This is a genomic window from Polyangium jinanense, assembly GCF_028435365.1.
Genome location: NZ_JAGTJJ010000016.1, coordinates 16913 through 33426 on the forward strand (window position 1 = coordinate 16913; position 16514 = coordinate 33426).

Consider the following 16514-nt stretch of genomic DNA (forward strand, 5'->3'; position numbering starts at 1 on the left):
GTCAGAGGCACGTCTCCGACTTGCAATCACACGAGCCGCCGCAGACCTGATCGATCTCCACGGCGGTATCACACGTGGCCGTGCAGCGGTTGTCGCCGCAGATCACGGTCGCGCCCACGCAGCTCTGGCCCTTGCAGACGAGGCTGCATTGGCCGTCGGGGCCGCATTTCACGGTCAAGTTGTGACAACCTCCCTCCTCGCAGACGACCTCGCAGGGAGAGCCACCCATGCAGTTCACGAGGACGTCGTTGCATTGGTCCTTGCATTCGAGCCGGATGGGTGACGGCTTCGTATCGAGGGGCAAGGTCAAGGTCCCGGCGTCCATGTCGGCCTGCATGCACTCGTTCGGCTGATCGCACACGCGCAAGCACACGTTCCCGGCGCACGAATCGCATTCGGCGCTCGGACAAACTCCGGGCAGGGCCGCCCATCCGCATCCCTCGCAAGTCCCGGGCTGGTTCATCGGCGCGATGCAAACGGCGTCGTCCTTGCACCCCCCCATCATCCGGTTGCAATTCGTGTTGCAATCCGTCCCCTCCGCATTGCAGGCATAAAAGCCGCACGCCTCCTCGTCGCAGGTCTCGCCGGGTTCGTCCGTCGCCGAAAGCCCCGCGATCCCCGCGACGAACTGGCAACCGAAGGCCACGAGGCCCGAGGCCCACACCAGCAGGGCGATCCGCGCCGCCTTCCCTGTTTGCATGATTGCACCCTCGGGCCGAGGATACCACGGGATGCGCACGCAGGGCCTTCGCCGTGGTAGGCTGTGCGGCCATGTCGGCGAAAAGCACGTTGCCCCTTCATTCCCGGCCCAAGGAGCTGCGCCTCGACGGATTCTCGCTCACCGTGATCGAGGGCCCCGGCGCCGGCACCTCGCTGCGCGCCCAGATGAGCGAGGTCTCCGTCGGCACGGCCCAGGGAAACGACCTCGTGCTCCCCGATCCCACCGTCTCCCGCCACCATTTCAGCCTCTCGGCGACGTCCGAGGGGTATCTCTTGAAGGACCTCGGCTCCTCGAACGGCACCTGGGTCTCCGGCATGCGTGTCCTCTCGGGCTACGTCGAGCCCGGCGCCCGCGTGCGCGTCGGCCGCACGACGCTGCTCGTCGATCAGGTGAACGAGGACATCTGCGAAGCGCTGAGCCCCGAGGACGGCTTCGGCCCGCTCCTCGGGGCGAGCGCCGCCATGCGCCGCATTTTCGCGGCCTTGCCACGCGTCGCGCAATCGGAAAGCACCGTCCTCCTCGAAGGCGAGACCGGCACGGGAAAGGGCGTCCTCGCGGCGGCCATTCACGAGGCGAGCCCGCGCGCGTCGGGCCCGTTCGTCGTCCTCGATTGCGCGGCCATCGCGCCCACGCTCATCGAGAGTGAGCTCTTCGGGCATGTCAAAGGCTCGTTCACGGGCGCGCAGAACGACCGCGCGGGCGCGTTCGAGCAGGCGAAGGGCGGCACCATTTTCATCGACGAGATCGGCGAATTGCCGCTCGACATGCAGCCCAAACTGCTCCGCGCCCTGGAGGAGCGCAGCGTGAAGCGCGTCGGCAGTAACCAGCGCGTCAAGCTCGACGTCCGCGTGATCGCCGCGACGAACCGCGACCTGCGCACCGAGGTCAACCGCAACACGTTTCGCGCCGACCTCTTCTACCGGCTCAACGTGGTTCGTATCCACGTCCCGCCGCTGCGCGAGCGCACCGGCGACATCGAGCGCCTCGCGCGCCATTTCCACGCCGAGCTCGTCCCCGACCAACCCATCCCGGACGAGCTTCTGGAGTCGCTCCGCCGGCAATCGTGGCCCGGCAACGTGCGCGAGCTACGCGCCGCGATCGAGCGCGCCGTGCTCCTCAATGATCCGGCCGTCCTGGCGCTCGGAAACGAGGTCGAGTCGGGCCCCGGGATGAAGGAGCGGGACGACGACATCGACCTCGAAGTGCCTTTCCGCGTGTGCAAACAAAAGGCCTCGGATCAATGGGAGCGGCGTTATGTGCGGGCGCTGCTCCGCGCGACGAACGACAACATCTCCGAGGCGTCGCGCCGGGTGAAGATGGACCGCAGCCACCTCAGGACGCTCTTGCGGAAATACGGCTTCCGTGGGGCGGACGAGGGCGGAAGCTGAGAGCCACGAGCGCCGTCGATCCAGCGGTGGCGGTTGGCGAGAACTCCTCGGCCCGTTTCGTTCATCGCGGCACCTCCTCGATTACCCTTCGTCGCGCTCGAGCCGTACCTGGCCGAGCACGCCGTGGTTCGCCGCGCCGAAGAGGTTGTCCGGGTCGACGGCCTGCTTCACGTCCCGCATGAACGTGCGCGCGCCCTCCGAGTAGATGTCCTTCACGAAATCCTGCCGGATCTTGCCGATGCCGTGGTGGTGGGACAGAGAGCCCCCAGCGGCCAGGATCTCCTCGCGCGCGGCGTGCTCCAGCTCGGCATATTGACGTACGGGATCTTCGACCCCTTTGGCATAAAAGCCGAGGTAGAAGTAGATGCAGACGCCCGTCGGATAAACCTGCGTGATCCGGCCGGTGAAGAAGGGTTTGCCCGGCAAGCGCCGCTGCTCGTGCTCGCGCAGGATGCGCTTGTGGACGCGGTCGTACAGCTCCAGCGCGCGGCTCCACGGGACGCTCGTCTCGAAGCTCTCGGCGATGGCCCAATGCTCGAATGTGAGATCCCGGATGTACGCGATGCCGAACGTGAGCTGATACCCACGCTCGCCGTTCGCCGCGCCGGCCTTCAGGCCGCCGTGCTGTCGAGCGATGCGGTAGAGCGTCTTCTCCTGGAACTCGACCTCTTCTTTCGTCCCTTCGAACACGATGGTGGCCACGGCGAGCTGGTTCGGATCGAAGCCCTTGAGCCGTGTCACCAGGATCTTCTCCGCATGGCTCTTGGCATGCGCGAGCAATCCGGATTTCTTCGGCTTGAGCGCCTGGCCGAAATGAAATTGCGTATTGTCCATCACGCGCACGCTCGCGGGCACGGCGCCGGCGCGCTGCAAGTCATAGAGGAACGCGAGCCCACGCTCGAGGTTGGGGAAGATGACGCTCCCGTAGCGCTGCACCTCGGGCATGGCGAAGAGCTTCACGACGGCGGTGGTGACGATGCCGTAGTTGCCTTCACTCCCGAACATGAAGTTCTTCGGATTGGCGCCGATGCTCTCGCGTGGCGCCACCTGCGGCCGCTCGACGACGCCGCGCGCGGTGACGATCTGCATGTCGAGGACGAGATCTTCGATGTTGCCATAGCGGTTTTTCTTCATGCCGCTCGCGTTGGTCGCGATCCATCCGCCCAGCGTCGAGAACTCGAGGCTGTCGGGCTCGTGTCCCATGGTGAGCCCGTACTTCTCGAGCTCGGCGACGATATGCCGGCCCGTCGCGCCGGCCTCGATGCAGGCCATGCGGTTGACGGGATCGATCCAGAGGATCTTGTTCATGCGCCGCATATCGACCGCGATGACGAACCGCTCTTCGTGGACCGAGAGGCGCAAGGCATCCGTGACGTTCGTGCCGCCGCCGAAAGGAATGAGGCACGCGCCGTGTTGCTTGGCTGCCTCGGTGATTTTCACGACTTCGTCATGCGACGTGGGAAACACGACGAGATCCGGCACGCGCTCCAGACGCTCGTAACGGATGGCCCAGATCTCGGCGCCCGTGTGCCCGTGGCCTCGGCGCAGGCGGACGAGCGGATCGCTCGATATCTGATCTTCTTTGAGGAAGACGCGCAGCGCGGCGACGAGATCGGTCGCCTCCCTGGCGTCGGGGACCGGCGGAGGGTAATGCGGCTCGTTCCGGTTGCCATAGGAGAGAGGCGCGGCGAGCGTGGCCGAGATCCACGGCAGCAGCGAGGGGAGATCGACGTTGCTGATGTTGTAACGGCCGCCGGTGAGAACGACGTTGCCGTTCGGCTTCACGACGAAACGAGTATCGGCAAAACCCCAGCCATCCAGGCTCTCGGCGTCCGTGGCCTGCGGGGCGGAGCGGGGGATGATACGTGTGCTCGGCTCCCGCGCGCCGCGCGGAGGGAGGTGTGCCGAGCCGGGTGCATTGTCACGCTTTTCGTGCGCCATGATGTTCGATAGGGGTGGGCGAGAGGAAATCCAGAGGGGAGTGGTCCGCTTACGGGACGAGCGGGCGGGAGAGTAGCACGATGAAGTTGTGTCGTGCCGCACCTCAAGTCGCAGGCAGATCGTGCTGCATCGCGGCATCACCGGCCTTGCCTTCACCCGGCGAGGCCTTGAACGAGGGAGACGGGGAGGCTAGCATCGCCGCCCAAAGCAAGCGCGGCTCGCGCATACGCCCGGATTTTCCATGCAACGTGTCTTGATCCTCGGTGCCACGTCCGCAATTGCAGCGGAGGTCGCGCAAATTCACGCGGTTCGCGGCGATCGCCTCCACCTGGTTGGTCGCAACCCCGAAAAGCTCGCCGCGGTGGCCGCGCGATGCACGGGCGCGACGGTCTCCGTGGCGACCAGCGACTTCGGTGAGCTCGGCGCGAACGAGCGCGTCATCACGGACGCGATCACGGCGCTCGGCAACATCGACGCTGCGCTCATCGCGCACGGAGACCTCGGCGATCAGCTCGCCAGCGAGCGTTCCTTCGACGAAGCGGAGGCGATTGTCCGTACGAACTTCACCAGCGTCGTCTCCCTGCTCATCCCGCTCGCGAATCACATGGAGGCCGCCCGGAAAGGTCGACTCGGCGTCATCACCTCGGTCGCCGGAGATCGCGGGCGCCCCCGGAACTACACCTACGGCGCGGCCAAAGGTGCGCTCAACGTTTATCTGCAAGGGCTGCGCACGCGCCTCTATGGTTCGGGCGTGACGGTGACGACGCTCAAGCTCGGCCCGGTCGATACGCCGATGACGCGGGATCACGAAAAGACCGCTCTTTTCGGCAAGCCCGCCGCGGTGGCGAAGGACATCGTGCGCGCGATGGACGACGGAACGCCCGAGGCCTACGTGCCCGCGAGGTGGGGCCTGATCATGCCCGTGGTGCGGCGGATGCCCGAGGCCCTTTTCCAGAAGCTCCCGTTCCTCTCCGGGCGCTGAGGGCGCGATTCAGAAGCCGATCCGGCGCATCACGAAGCGCGGCAGACATCGAATCACGAGCATGACGAGCGCCCAGATCGCGGGCGTGTAGAGGAGCGGCTTGCGCGCGACCATCGCTCGCACGACATCCTTCGCGACCTCGTCCGGCTCACCGGCGAACGGCGGCGGCTTGAGCCCCGCCGTCATGCCGGTCTTGACGAATCCGGGCTTGACGCAAAGGACGGAGAGCCCCTTCGCGTGAAACTTGTGGTCGAGCGCCTCGAGATAATGCGAGAGGCCGGCCTTGCTCGATCCATAAAGCGCGACCGGCTTGCGTCCCCGATCGCCCGCCACCGACGAAAAGACGGTGAGCCGCCCGCCCCCGCGTTCGAGGAGTCGTTTGCGCGCGTGCTCGCAGAAGACGACGGTATTCGTGTAGTTCACCGTGAGGACACGGCGCGTGAGCTCGACGTCCGCCTCCAGCGCCTCCTGGGTCGCGAACATCCCCGCCGTGACGACGACCGTATCGAACCCGCCGAGCGCTCGGTCGGCTTCGTCGAGCGCAGCGGCGAAGCCCTCGGGTTTTTCGAGGTCGCATAGGGCGTACCCCACGCGGGCGTTTTTTGCTTGCCGCGCTTCGAGATCGGCCGCGCTCCGGGCGAGGTCGCCCGCGTCGCGTCCCATCAGGAAGACCTCGTCTCCCCGCTCCGCGAGCCTTCGCGCGACCGCGCGTCCCATGCCTGCCGTGCCACCGAGAACGACCGCCTTCATGCCCGATCTCCAAAAAGCCGCACGGACTGCGCGCTCCGCAGCCGCCTGTGAGGGTCCCATTTCTCTCGCGCCGCGAGGAAACGTTCGAGCCGCGGCTCCATCGCGCGAAAATGCTCTGGCCGTGTGAAACGATCCTTCGTCAGGTAGATCCGCCCGCCCGCCGCGATGACGAACTCGTTCAGGCGATCGACGATTCGCTGGATGTCCGGCGAGATCGCCATGTCCACGGCGATCGACGTCCCTTCGAGCGGGAACGAGAGCAGCCCCTCGCCTTCGGGCCCGCAGTCCTTGATCACGCAAAGCGGCGACGCACCGCCGAGCCGCGTCAAGAGCTCCATGAATTCACGCACGGCAGCCGGCCCGGCCGCGCGCGGCAGGACGCACTGGTACTGGGTAAAACCCCGCGGACCATACACGCGGTTCCAATCCAGAATTGCGTCGAGCGGATAGAAGAACGGCTCCGGCGCGACGATCGTCTCCACTCGTTGCTGCGTGTGTCGCCAATAATAAGCCATGTTGAAGAGGCTCGCCGTCGCCGGGTTGAGCGCCCAGTTGGGGAGCTCGACCGGGAACGTCAACTCGGCGGCCGCGCGCGGCGGCGCCTTGGGGGCCTCGTGCGGCTCGGCCCATCGGCCTGCCATGAGGATCCCACGGCCCATCGATCGCCCCCGATGGAGGCAATCGATCCAGCCCATGGTCATGGGCCACCGGGGCGCGGCGCGTCCGAGGGCGGCGAGGAACTCGTCGATGTCGCGCACGCGCTCGCTTTCCATGAAAATCCACGGACTCGGAATGCGGTGCAGCGTGAACTCGACCTCGAGGATATGCCCGAGCAGGCCCATTCCGCCGATGGTCGCGTGGAAGAGATCAGCGTGCTCCGTGGGCGAACACGTGACGATGCTGTCGTCGGCGAGGCGCATGCGCAGGGAGCGTACGTGCGCGCCGAAGCAGCCTTCGCGATGATGATTCTTTCCATGCACGTCGCTCGCGACCATCCCGCCGAGCGTGACGAACTTGGTACCAGGCGTGACGGGCGGGAAAAAGCCGCGCGGAACGAACAATCGATTGAGCTCGACGAGGCTCATGCCCGCCTCGGCGCGCACGACGCCCGTCCGCGCGTCGAACGCGAGGATCCGGTTCGCGAGCCGCGTGGACACGACCCTGTCGGTACCACGGGCGGGCAGCGACGAGTCGCCGTACGAGCGACCCATGCCCCTGGACAGCGTGGTGCCGCGCGAGAGCGATTCGAGGTTCTCCCCGAGGAGCTCGACGCCCGGCAAGGCGAGTCGCCCCCATGCCGAAAGGATCGCTTCGGCCATGGCTCCCTCCTACGAGAGCTTCGACAAGAGCACGTTCGCCGCCTCCGGGTGTTGCTTGTATTCGAGCAACGCGCTGAGGAGGAGGGGCGCCACGATGGTCGCGTCGGATTCGATCACGAACATGGGCGTCTCCTTCGTGAGCTTGTCCCAGGTGATCTTCTCGTTCGGCGTCGCCCCCGAGTACGAGCCGTACGACGTCGTCGAATCCGAGATCTGGCAGAAATACGCCCAGGGTTTCACGGGCTGCTCGAGGTCGTACTTGATCGACGGCACGACGCAGATGGGGAAGTCCCCGGCGATGCCGCCGCCGATCTGGAAGAAGCCCACGCCCGATCCTGACGAGAGCTCACGATACTGGTCATAAAACGCGGCCATGTACTCGATGCCGGACTTGACGATGCTCGCGCTGCACTCGCCGAACTTGACGTGGGAGGCGAAGATGTTGCCGAACGTCGAATCCTCGTAGCCGGGAACCACGATCGGGAGATTCTTGCGCGCGGCGGCGAGCAGCCAGCACGCGTCCGGGTCGCCTTCGTGAAGCGAAGGCTCGAGGCGCTGGATGAGGTCGTAGAAGTATTCGTGCCAGAAGCGCCGCTCGCCGGCCGTGCTCGCGTTTTTCCACATGGGCACGAGGTACTTCTCGACGGCGCGGAACGCCTCGTCCTCGGGGATGCTCGTGTCGGTGACACGTCGCATGCGGTCCTCGAGGATCTTCGTGTCGTCCTCTTTCGTGAAGTAACGATAGTCGGGGAAATCCTTGTAGCTCGCGTGCGCGACGAGCCGGAAGAGCGACTCTTCGAGGTTCGCCCCCGTCACGGACAAGCCATGAATGAGCCCCGCGCGGATGGCAGGCGCGAGCGTGATGCCGAGCTGCGCCGACGACATGGCTCCCGCGAGGGCCCAGAACATCTTCCCGCCGCTCTCGATGTGTCGAACGTAGGCAATCAACGCGTCACGCGTCGCGCGCGCATTGAAGTTCTTGTAGTTCTTCAGGATGAACTCGAGAATCGGAAGCGTGGGGGGCGTCATGAGAAGTCTTTCCATTCCTTCGGTCGATCGGGGAGAGCCGGGCCATCGAGGTCGGCCGCGTGGCGCCCGAGGCGTAGCACGTCCTACCTGGCAGAGGCCACATCACGCAAAAGATTCGCGTTCACGCGGCCGGAACGTCAGCGTGACCTGTCAATCCGTCGCGCCGGCCGGCGCCGTGGGCTTGACCTTCACGCTCTTGTATCGCGAAATCTCGACGAGCCCCGCGGGGGCGCCACGGGGCTTCGAGACCTCGGACGCGCGGCAGAAATGCACCTCGACCTTCGGGGCACCCCGCGCTTTCGAATACCAGGCGGCCGCGGCGGCGGCGACCTCGACGACCGAGCGGGGGACCTCGACGCGATCGGGGTTGCGCACGATGACGTGGCTCCCCGGCGTCCCGCCTGCGACGTGCAGCCATACGTCGTGCGGCGCCGCGACGTCGAACGTCAGGTAGTCGTTGTCCTCGGCGCCGCGGCCGATGAGGATCTCGAAGCCCTCCACGGTCACGGTGCGGTACGGTCGTCCTTTGCTTCCCACGCGCGGAGTCTGCCTTGCGAAGGGCCGAACCTCAAGACCAGGCGACGAGCCCGAGCTTCTGAACACACGGCGCGACGACCTCGCAGAGCGCCTGCCGCCGGAGCGCGCCCAGCGTCCGCGCCCCGAGTACGCCGAATTCCTCGTTTTCCACCGGCATCTTCGGCGGATCCTTTTCATGCATCGCTCGGGCCCGCTCGAACGCCCGCGCCGCGGCCTCACGCGCCTCGTCGCCGAACGCGTCGAGCGCCCATTGCAACGTTTTCCACGCGAGCGCCGCGTGCCGCGCCTCTTCCTCCGCGATCTGCGCGAGCGCGGCCCCGAGGCCTTCGTCCTTCACCGCGCGCGCCACCTCCTGCCCCTCGGCCGCGCCGAGCGTCTCGCCCACGCAACCCTCGACGACCAGCGACTCCACGAACGAAACGACGTCCGTCGCGAGCCGCGCCGTCGCGTCCGGAAGTTTGTCCGGCCCGATGATTCGCCCGCCGATCCGGGAGGCGATGGCATATTCGACCCGCGCGTGCTCCACCTCGTCACGGGCGGCGGTTTGCGCCTCGGCGAGCAATTCCGCCGGCGCGCCGAGCGCGAGGAGCTGGAGCGAGAACCGCGCGAAGCTCGCGATCGAGGCGTGCTCCATGGCCGCGATGGCCGCGTGGTGCGCCGCGATCGCCTCGCGCGCCGGGGCGGCGAGGTGTTCCACGTCGAAGACGAGCGGCGCTCGCCAGTCTGCGCGGGCGCGGGGACGTGCTGCGCGGACCTCGCCTTCCACGACGAGGGGACGGCCGATCACGCAGGACATCGACGCGCATTGCCAGGTCGGCTTCGCGCCCCTCGGCCCGGTCGCCACGCAGGACGAGCCGAGCGGGGAGATCCCGCAATCCGCGTCGCTCTTGCACTTGTCCTCCTTGGTGCGGCAAGCGAGCGTGACCTGCTCGTAACATCCATTGAAATACGTCGACAAACCGCAGGTGCTCCCTTTGCAATCGGCGTCGGTGCCGCAGGACGCGTCCCCGCAGACGGCGTGGCGCGCGCGCAGGGCTCCCGTGCCCTTGCAGATGCAGGCCTTTCCGGAGCCGCAGTCGTCGTCGGTCTCGCACGAATAGGTGCAGCCGCAATACGTCCCGACCTGCCCGACCCCGCTCGTACACTTGCCGTGCGGGTGCTCCGTGCAATCGGCGTCCGTCTTGCAGGACTGGTGTTTCTCCGTGCCCGTGCAGGCGGGGATGTCGATCGTCGCGTCGCACGTCACGCGGGTCGCGCGGTGGATGTTCCCGTTTTTCTCGGTCACCCAGCCGATGCCCTTCGGCTTTTCCGGCTCGGGCTCGCCGTCGGGCGGGGGCTCGGCCGTCGCGCTCGCGGGCGACGTGGGGATGGCGACGACGGCGCCCTCACCGGCGCCGGACGAGGCCGGAGGCGAGGCCGAGCACGCGGCTCCGCCGATCGCGACGAGGAGGGAGAGACGTAAACTTCGGTAGCGGTCCACGAGGGGGACAATACCAGAAGATCGGCGCGCCGGGGGAGACGCCGAACACGAAGGCGACGCGCCGGGCCGTGGAACGCGTCGTGCAGCGGCCGCTCCCGACCACGACAGGTCGCCCCCGACCCACGAAGGAGGGCTCGATGATGCGGACACAGTGGATCCTGGGTACGATTTTGATGTTTTCGCTCGTCGCGTGCGGCAGCAAGGAGGGGGACGCGAGCGCCCCGCTCCGGATACCCACGTATCACGAGGACGTGGCGCCCATCCTCGCCGAGCATTGTCGGAGTTGCCACGAGAAGGACGGCATTGCCCCGTTTCCCCTCGTCGATTACGAGGACGCGCGCCGCACCGCCGAGGCGATCCGCATCGCCACGGCGTCGCGCAGCATGCCCCCGTTCGTCCTCGACAACAGCGGCGAATGCAACACGTACGTCGAGGGCCGCTGGCTCACGGACGCGCAGATCGACACGATCGAGGCCTGGGCCCGCGCCGGCGCGCCCGAGGGCGAGAAGCCGGTGGGCGCGCCCCCCGCGCCGAAGGCCCTCGCAGAGCTCGATCGGGTCGACCTGACCATCGACATGAAGGACACGTATACCCCAGATGCCGCGAAACTCGATGATTACCGGTGCTTCGTGCTCGATCCCGGGCTCACGGAGGACATGTTCGTCACCGGCTTCCACGTTCGTCCGGGCGTCACGTCGATGCTGCACCACCTCACGCTCTACGCCATCGACACGAAGGAATCCGAGGCCGAGGCCGAGGCGCGCGACGCGAGCGAGCCCGGGTTCGGGTATTCGTGCATCGACGACATCCACGTGACGGACGCGCGGTGGCTCGTCGGCGCGGGCCCGGGAAGCGGGGCGCTCCGCTTTCCCGAGGGCACGGGGCTCCGCATGCGCGCGGGGCGGAAGACGATCTTGCAGATCCATTACAACAACGAAAATGGGCGCCACGCCGATCGCACCCAGATCGACCTCATGCTCGAAAAGAGCGTCCCGAAGGAAGCTACCGTGCAGCGCATCGCGGCCACGAACCTGCTCTTGCCGCCGAAGCAGGCGAGCGTCGACCAGAGCGCGAGCATGCCCGTGCCCATGAACGTCACTTTGTGGGGGCTCTGGCCGCACATGCACAAGCTCGGCAAGGGGATGCACGTCTCGGCTTTGCAGGATGGCGAGGAGAAATGCCTGGCCCGCGTGAACAACTGGGATTTCCACTGGCAGGGGTTCGCCCATTACACGAAGCCCATCGACCTCTCGTGGGGCGACATGATGCGCATCACGTGCACGTACGACACGTTCGGGCGCGACACGACGACGACCTGGGGCCAGGGCACGAACGACGAGATGTGCATCGCGTTTTTTTACCTGACGGAAAATTGATGTCCGGGGCGGCCGGCGCGCACTCTCCCGATCCCCGCCGATCGTGGAGCGCTTGACAGCATCCGAAAAAAGCGGTTTGTTTGATGGGTAATGATTATTGCCCGACGAACCCTTCTCACCTTCGGAATCACCCTCCTTGCGGCGACGACGCTGCCGAGCGCAACCGCCCTGGCCGTGCTTTCGGAGCAAAGCGCCGCCCCGAACGCGCGTGTCGAGGACGCCGACGGGAAGGCGGTCGAGATCAAGTCGCTGAAGGGAAAGCCGATCGTCATCGTCTACGACGATCGGACGTCGGCGCCGAAGAGCGAGGCATTCCGGCGTGACCTCGTCAAGCTCCTGAAATCGGGGCCGTACGCGTCGAAGGTGTCGCTCCTGCTCGTCGCGGACGTGAGCCCTTACGATTTCTGGCCCGCGCGCGGCAGCGTGAAGGACGCCGTCCGCGAGGAGACGAAGAAGCAGGGAACGACGGTCTATTGCGATTGGACCGGCGGGATGCGCTCGGCCTACAAGCTGAAGAACGAGATCACGAGCGTGGTGATGGTGGGCAAGGACGGCAAGGTGATGTTCGCCAAGGAGGGCGTGCCCGCGGGCGCGGACCAGAAGCGACTCGTCGACACGCTGAAGGCCGCGGTCGAGGGGAGCTGAAGAGCGTTCGCAGGATGGCCCGAGCGGTTCGGTCGCGGTAGCATGCGCCGCGATGTCCACCGCCGTCGCGGCGCCCCGGCCCTGGCTCTTCGGTCCCTGGCCCGATCTCCTGCTCGGATGCGGGATCGGGTACGGGCTCGTCGTCGTCGCGCTCGCCGCGATCGGCGCGCCGATGGGCTCGCTCGAAGGGTGGCTGCCGCTCGTCGTGCTCGTGACCGGGATCCCGCATTACGGGGCGACGCTGCTCCGGGTCTATGGGACAGAATCCGGGCGGCGGCGGTATTTTCTTTATGCTTTCCCCCTCGGTTTCCTGGTTTGGGGGGCCTTCGCGGCGTCGCTCGCCGCGCCGCGGCTCGGGACGTGGCTCATCACGCTCTATCTCACGTGGAGCCCCTGGCATTACACGGCCCAGAACTTCGGGCTCGTGATGATGTTCCTGCGCCGCGCGGGGATCACGGTGGCGCCCGCGCTCCGGCGGCTCGTCTGGATCTCGTTTGTCCTGTCGTTCGTGCTCGTCTTCGCGAACATCCACGGCTCCGCGTCGGCCGGCGGAGCCGATCCTCTGCAAGCGGCGAGCGCCGCCTATCGATTCGCGCCGCTCGGGATTCCCGCAGGGTTTGCCCTGGGCGCGCTCGCGGTCGTGGGGGCTTCGTACGTGGTGGTGACGGGGCTCGTGATCCGGAGGCTCGTGCAGATCGCCGGGATTGCGCGGCTCGTGCCCGCGCTCGCGCTCGTCGCGAGCCAGGCCGCGTGGTTCGTTTTGCCCGTGCTGCTCGGCCTCATGCGGCCGGCGCTGTATGCTTCGGGCGGGGCGACGGCGCTCGCGTTCATCTGGGTCGCGATCGCGCACAGCGTGCAATATTTGTGGATCTCGTTCCATTATGCGCGGGCCTCCGGCAGCGTGGCGAAGGCGGCGCCGGCGGGGCTCTCGTATCTCGGAAAAACCGTGCTGGCGGGTTCGGCGATCTGGGTGCTGCCCGCGATCGTCTGCGCGCCAGGCGCGCTCGGGATCTTGCCGTTCGAATCGGGGCTCGGGCTGCTCGTGGCGGCAGCGGTGAATTTGCACCACTTCATCCTCGACGGCGCGATCTGGAAGCTTCGGGACGGCACGGTCGGGAATGTACTCGTGGGGCAAACGAGCGCGGCGCCGCAAGCGGCCCCGGCAGCGCGGGGCCTTGGCGCGTGGGTGTTGCGCGCGGCGTTCGTCGGGGTGGGGCTCGTGGCGGCGGGCGCCTGGGCGGTCGCGGCCTCGGAAAAGGAAATGGGGATCCGGCGCGCGGCGGCGGCCGGGGACCTCGCGCGGGTCGAGGCCGCGGCGCGGAGGCTCGCGCTTCTCGGGCGGGATGGACCGCGGATTCACGTGGCGATCGGGCGGCTCCGCGAGGCGCGCGGGGAGAAGGACGCGGCGCACGCGGCGTACGAGGCGGCGCTCGCGCTCGACCCCGAGGACGCGACGGCGCTCGATCGGATCGCGGAGTCGTGGATCACACGCGGGGATTTCCAGCGGGCGCTCGATGCGCGGTATCGAGCCGCACGAAACGCGCCGGATCGCCCAGCCTTCCGGCGTCGTTACGAGGAGCTGCTCGCGCGATTGCAGGCGCCCCCGGAGGCGGGGGACACGGAGGTTATCGTGGTCGGAGGGGCGACCTCGGCGAGCGAGGCGGACGCTGCCACGCAGACGTCACGCACGACGCCTTGAAGACCGGGACGAACGGAGTATGGTGGCGCCCGCCATGCGATTCGCCGTCTTCGTCACGCCTTTTTTCAACGAGAGCGCCATCCGATTCATCGCCGCCCTGCTCGACGTGCCGGAGCTCGGGCTCGCGGTCGTGAGCCAGGACGTCGAGGAGAACCTGCCGGCGGTGCTCCTCGAACGGGTCGTGAAGCATTTTCGCGTGAGCAACGTGCAGGACGCGGCGGAGCTCGTGGCGGCGACGCGCTGGATCGACGCGAACGTCGCGCCCGTCGACCGGCTGCTCGCCGTGAGCGAGTTCGTACAGGTCGCGGTCGCCGAGGCGCGGGACGTGCTGAGGCTGCCGGGGCCGGGCGCGGAGGTGATCCGGAACTTCCGCGACAAACCGCGCATGAAAGACGTGCTCCGCGCGGCGGGATTGCCCTGCGCGCGTCACCACCTCGCCCCGGACGAGGCCGAGGCGCGGCGCTTCGCAAACGAGGTGGGTTTTCCGCTGGTCGCGAAGCCGCCGGCCGGCGTGGGCTCGGCGAGCACGTTCGTCGTGAAGGACGCGGCCGAGCTCGATCGCGTGCTCGCGCAGAGCTCCCCGACCCCGGCGTCGCCCGTGCTGCTCGAGGAGTTCGTGCGCGGGGCCGAGCACACGTTCGACGCGGTGGTGATCGGCGGCAAGCCCGTCTGGTACTCGATCTCGCGGTACCTGCCGAATCCGATCGAGGTCGTGGAAAACCCGTGGATCCAGTGGTGCGTGCTTCTGCCGCGCGACATCAGCGGGCCTGAGTTCGCTCCGATCAGGGAGCTCGGGTTCCGGGCGCTTTCGGTGCTCGGGCTGGAAACGGGCATTTGCCACATGGAGTGGTTCCGGCAAAAGGACGGGCGGATCGTGCTCTCCGAGGTCGCCGCGCGACCGGGCGGCGCGCAGCTCATGAACCTGAACGCGCGCGCCCACGATTTCGACATGTATCAGCAGGTCGCGCGGCTCATCACGTTCGATACGTTCGAGGCGCCGCGCGAGCGGAAGTACGCGACGGGCGCGGCGTTCCTGCGCGGGCAGGCGCCGGGCGTGGTGCGCGAGGTGTGGGGAATCGAGGAGGCGGAGCGCAAGCTCGGCGGGATGATCACGGACGTGAAATGGCCCAAGGTCGGCGAGCCGCGGTCGGCGAGTTACGAGGGCGAAGGGTATGTGCTGGTCCGCCACCCGGAGACGGAGGGCGTCGCGGAGGCGTTACGCGAGATTGTCCAGCTCGTGCGCGTCATCTCGCACTGATCGGCGGGCGCGCGGCGCGCGGAGGAGCGTGCGCGCGGCGGGAAGGATGACGTCGGCCATGGCGCGGCGCATGACGTCGCGTTTTTCCGCGGCCGAGAGGCAGCCATGGTCGGCGAGTTTGTCGGGGTCCGCGCCGGGGGCGGCGAGGTCCTCGGGCTCGGGGCAAACGGCGACGGAAAATGCCTTTTCGAGGGCGCGCGCGACCTCGGGGCCGCCCGCTTCGAGCGCCCACGCGAGCGTGCGCCACGCGAGCTCGGCGTGCGTGGCCTCGTCCTCGGCGATCCAGACCAGCGTGGCCTTCACCGCGGGATCGGTCGCGCGCAGGGCCTCTTCGCCCGCGACGAGCGCGGAGAGCGTCTCGTTGACGGCGCCTTCGAGGGCCGTGGCGAGCGCGATGTCGGCGAGGGTCCGCCGGATCGAGAGCTCGGGCATGGGGAGCGTGCCCGGACCCACCGGCGCGCCTGCGTAGGCGCTGGCGAGGCCGAAACAGAGTTTGGCGTGCCGCACCTCGTCGGACAAGGCCTCTTGCGCGGCGGAGACGAGCGAGGCCGGGGCGCCGGCGCCGAGCAGCTCCAGGACGAACCGCGCGAAGGAGGCGATGGAGGCGTGCTCGTAGAGGCCCGAGCGCGTAAAATGGTCGGCGAGGGCGCGGCGCGTAGCGGGGTCGAGGTTCGAGAGATTGGGTGGCTCGGCCAAACCTTGCCCGGATTGCAGGAGCCAATCGGCGCGGGCTTCGGGGTCGGCGGTGCGCGCTTCGCCATCCACGACGAAGGGCCGGCCTTCGCAGGACTCGAAGACGATGGGCACGTAGTAGCAGCACTGGGCGCTGATCGCGAGTTCTTGGCAGCCGAGGCCGGGGAGGTCGTAGCAGCAGGTCCCCGAGCCGACGCATTCGTCGGTGCCGTGGACCTGCTTCATGAGCTCGGCCTGGACGTCGGCGAGTGGAGGGCAATTGCCGCCGACGGAGCCTTCGAGGCACAGGAGACGATATTCGGCATCCGGGGGCGGCGGGTTCTCACACGGGAGCGAGCCGCCCGCGCCCGTCCCGCCGACGCCGACGCTGGTGCTGACGACGCTGACGGCGCTGCCGAGGACGCCGCCGGTGCCGCCGCCCGAGCCGCCCGTAGCGCCCGTGCCGCCCGTGCCGCCCGTTTCGCCTGTGCCCGCATCGATGACCACGTTGCCGCCACACGCAGCCGCCGCGACGGCGAGGGTCGCGCCCGCGGTGAGCCCCGCGGCCCGCAGGATTCGCGTGAAAAGCGCAACGGAGAGAGGAGAAGGATGTTTCGCGTGGGTCATGTTGTGCCTGCCTCGATGCATCGAAGGTCGCGGTGGCGCAGAGGCCACGCGGGATGGGGACGCAATGGCTGCATCCAGGCGACGCAGGAT

14 protein-coding genes are annotated in these 16514 nt (G+C 67.8%); 6 read left to right on the plus strand and 8 right to left on the minus strand.

Annotation, left to right across the window (positions count from 1 at the left end; translation table 11 throughout):
• Position 1 precedes the first annotated feature (1 nt).
• Positions 2-700 carry a hypothetical protein gene (locus tag KEG57_RS24880; protein WP_272427670.1) on the minus strand — a complete coding sequence of 233 codons (699 nt, stop codon included), beginning with the start codon at positions 698-700 and terminating at the stop codon, positions 2-4.
• Between the two features lie 71 nt (positions 701-771).
• Between KEG57_RS24880 and KEG57_RS24885 the strand changes: the two genes are divergently transcribed.
• Positions 772-2109, plus strand: a complete 1338-nt coding sequence (locus KEG57_RS24885) for a sigma 54-interacting transcriptional regulator (RefSeq protein ID WP_272427671.1) — start codon at positions 772-774, stop codon at positions 2107-2109.
• Positions 2110-2190: 81 nt separating this feature from the next.
• Here the strand turns inward: KEG57_RS24885 and KEG57_RS24890 are convergent, their stop codons facing one another.
• Positions 2191-4050 (minus strand): FAD-binding oxidoreductase, encoded by a 1860-nt coding sequence (locus KEG57_RS24890; RefSeq protein ID WP_272427672.1) that lies wholly within the window; start codon positions 4048-4050, stop codon positions 2191-2193.
• Positions 4051-4291: 241 nt separating this feature from the next.
• Between KEG57_RS24890 and KEG57_RS24895 the strand changes: the two genes are divergently transcribed.
• Complete coding sequence (locus KEG57_RS24895) at positions 4292-5032, plus strand: SDR family NAD(P)-dependent oxidoreductase (protein ID WP_272427673.1); 741 nt, start codon at positions 4292-4294, stop codon at positions 5030-5032.
• Between the two features lie 9 nt (positions 5033-5041).
• On the opposite strand, the gene KEG57_RS24900 is transcribed toward KEG57_RS24895, so the two are convergent.
• The 5 genes from KEG57_RS24900 to KEG57_RS55710 all read right to left on the minus strand — a co-directional run bounded on the left by KEG57_RS24900 (position 5042) and on the right by KEG57_RS55710 (position 10147).
• A complete protein-coding gene (locus KEG57_RS24900) occupies positions 5042-5782 on the minus strand; it encodes an SDR family NAD(P)-dependent oxidoreductase (RefSeq protein ID WP_272427674.1) in 741 nt (246 codons plus the stop codon).
• Positions 5779-7101: an FAD-binding oxidoreductase gene (locus KEG57_RS24905; RefSeq protein WP_272427675.1), complete on the minus strand. Its 1323-nt coding sequence runs from the start codon at positions 7099-7101 to the stop codon at positions 5779-5781. The genes KEG57_RS24900 and KEG57_RS24905 overlap by 4 nt, the downstream gene beginning before the upstream one ends.
• Before the next feature lie 9 nt (positions 7102-7110).
• Complete coding sequence (locus KEG57_RS24910; protein ID WP_272427676.1) at positions 7111-8130, minus strand: deoxyhypusine synthase family protein; 1020 nt, start codon at positions 8128-8130, stop codon at positions 7111-7113.
• Between the two features lie 150 nt (positions 8131-8280).
• Positions 8281-8667 (minus strand): NFACT RNA binding domain-containing protein, encoded by a 387-nt coding sequence (locus KEG57_RS24915; RefSeq protein ID WP_272427677.1) that lies wholly within the window; start codon positions 8665-8667, stop codon positions 8281-8283.
• A gap of 31 nt (positions 8668-8698) precedes the next feature.
• Positions 8699-10147 carry a ferritin-like domain-containing protein gene (locus tag KEG57_RS55710; protein ID WP_272427678.1) on the minus strand — a complete coding sequence of 483 codons (1449 nt, stop codon included), beginning with the start codon at positions 10145-10147 and terminating at the stop codon, positions 8699-8701.
• Positions 10148-10284: 137 nt separating this feature from the next.
• On the opposite strand from KEG57_RS55710, the gene KEG57_RS24925 reads away from it, so the two are divergent.
• The 4 genes from KEG57_RS24925 (at position 10285) to KEG57_RS24940 (ending at position 15125) form a co-directional block, all read left to right on the plus strand.
• Positions 10285-11523: a monooxygenase gene (locus KEG57_RS24925; protein WP_272427679.1), complete on the plus strand. Its 1239-nt coding sequence runs from the start codon at positions 10285-10287 to the stop codon at positions 11521-11523.
• A 90-nt stretch (positions 11524-11613) separates the two neighbouring features.
• A complete protein-coding gene (locus tag KEG57_RS24930) occupies positions 11614-12168 on the plus strand; it encodes a YtfJ family protein (RefSeq protein ID WP_272427680.1) in 555 nt (184 codons plus the stop codon).
• A 52-nt stretch (positions 12169-12220) separates the two neighbouring features.
• A complete protein-coding gene (locus KEG57_RS24935; protein WP_272458839.1) occupies positions 12221-13867 on the plus strand; it encodes a tetratricopeptide repeat protein in 1647 nt (548 codons plus the stop codon).
• A 34-nt stretch (positions 13868-13901) separates the two neighbouring features.
• A complete protein-coding gene (locus tag KEG57_RS24940) occupies positions 13902-15125 on the plus strand; it encodes an ATP-grasp domain-containing protein (protein ID WP_272427682.1) in 1224 nt (407 codons plus the stop codon).
• Here the strand turns inward: KEG57_RS24940 and KEG57_RS24945 are convergent.
• Positions 15084-16424 carry a ferritin family protein gene (locus KEG57_RS24945; RefSeq protein ID WP_272458840.1) on the minus strand — a complete coding sequence of 447 codons (1341 nt, stop codon included), beginning with the start codon at positions 16422-16424 and terminating at the stop codon, positions 15084-15086. The genes KEG57_RS24940 and KEG57_RS24945 overlap by 42 nt on opposite strands.
• Positions 16425-16514: the final 90 nt, after the last annotated feature.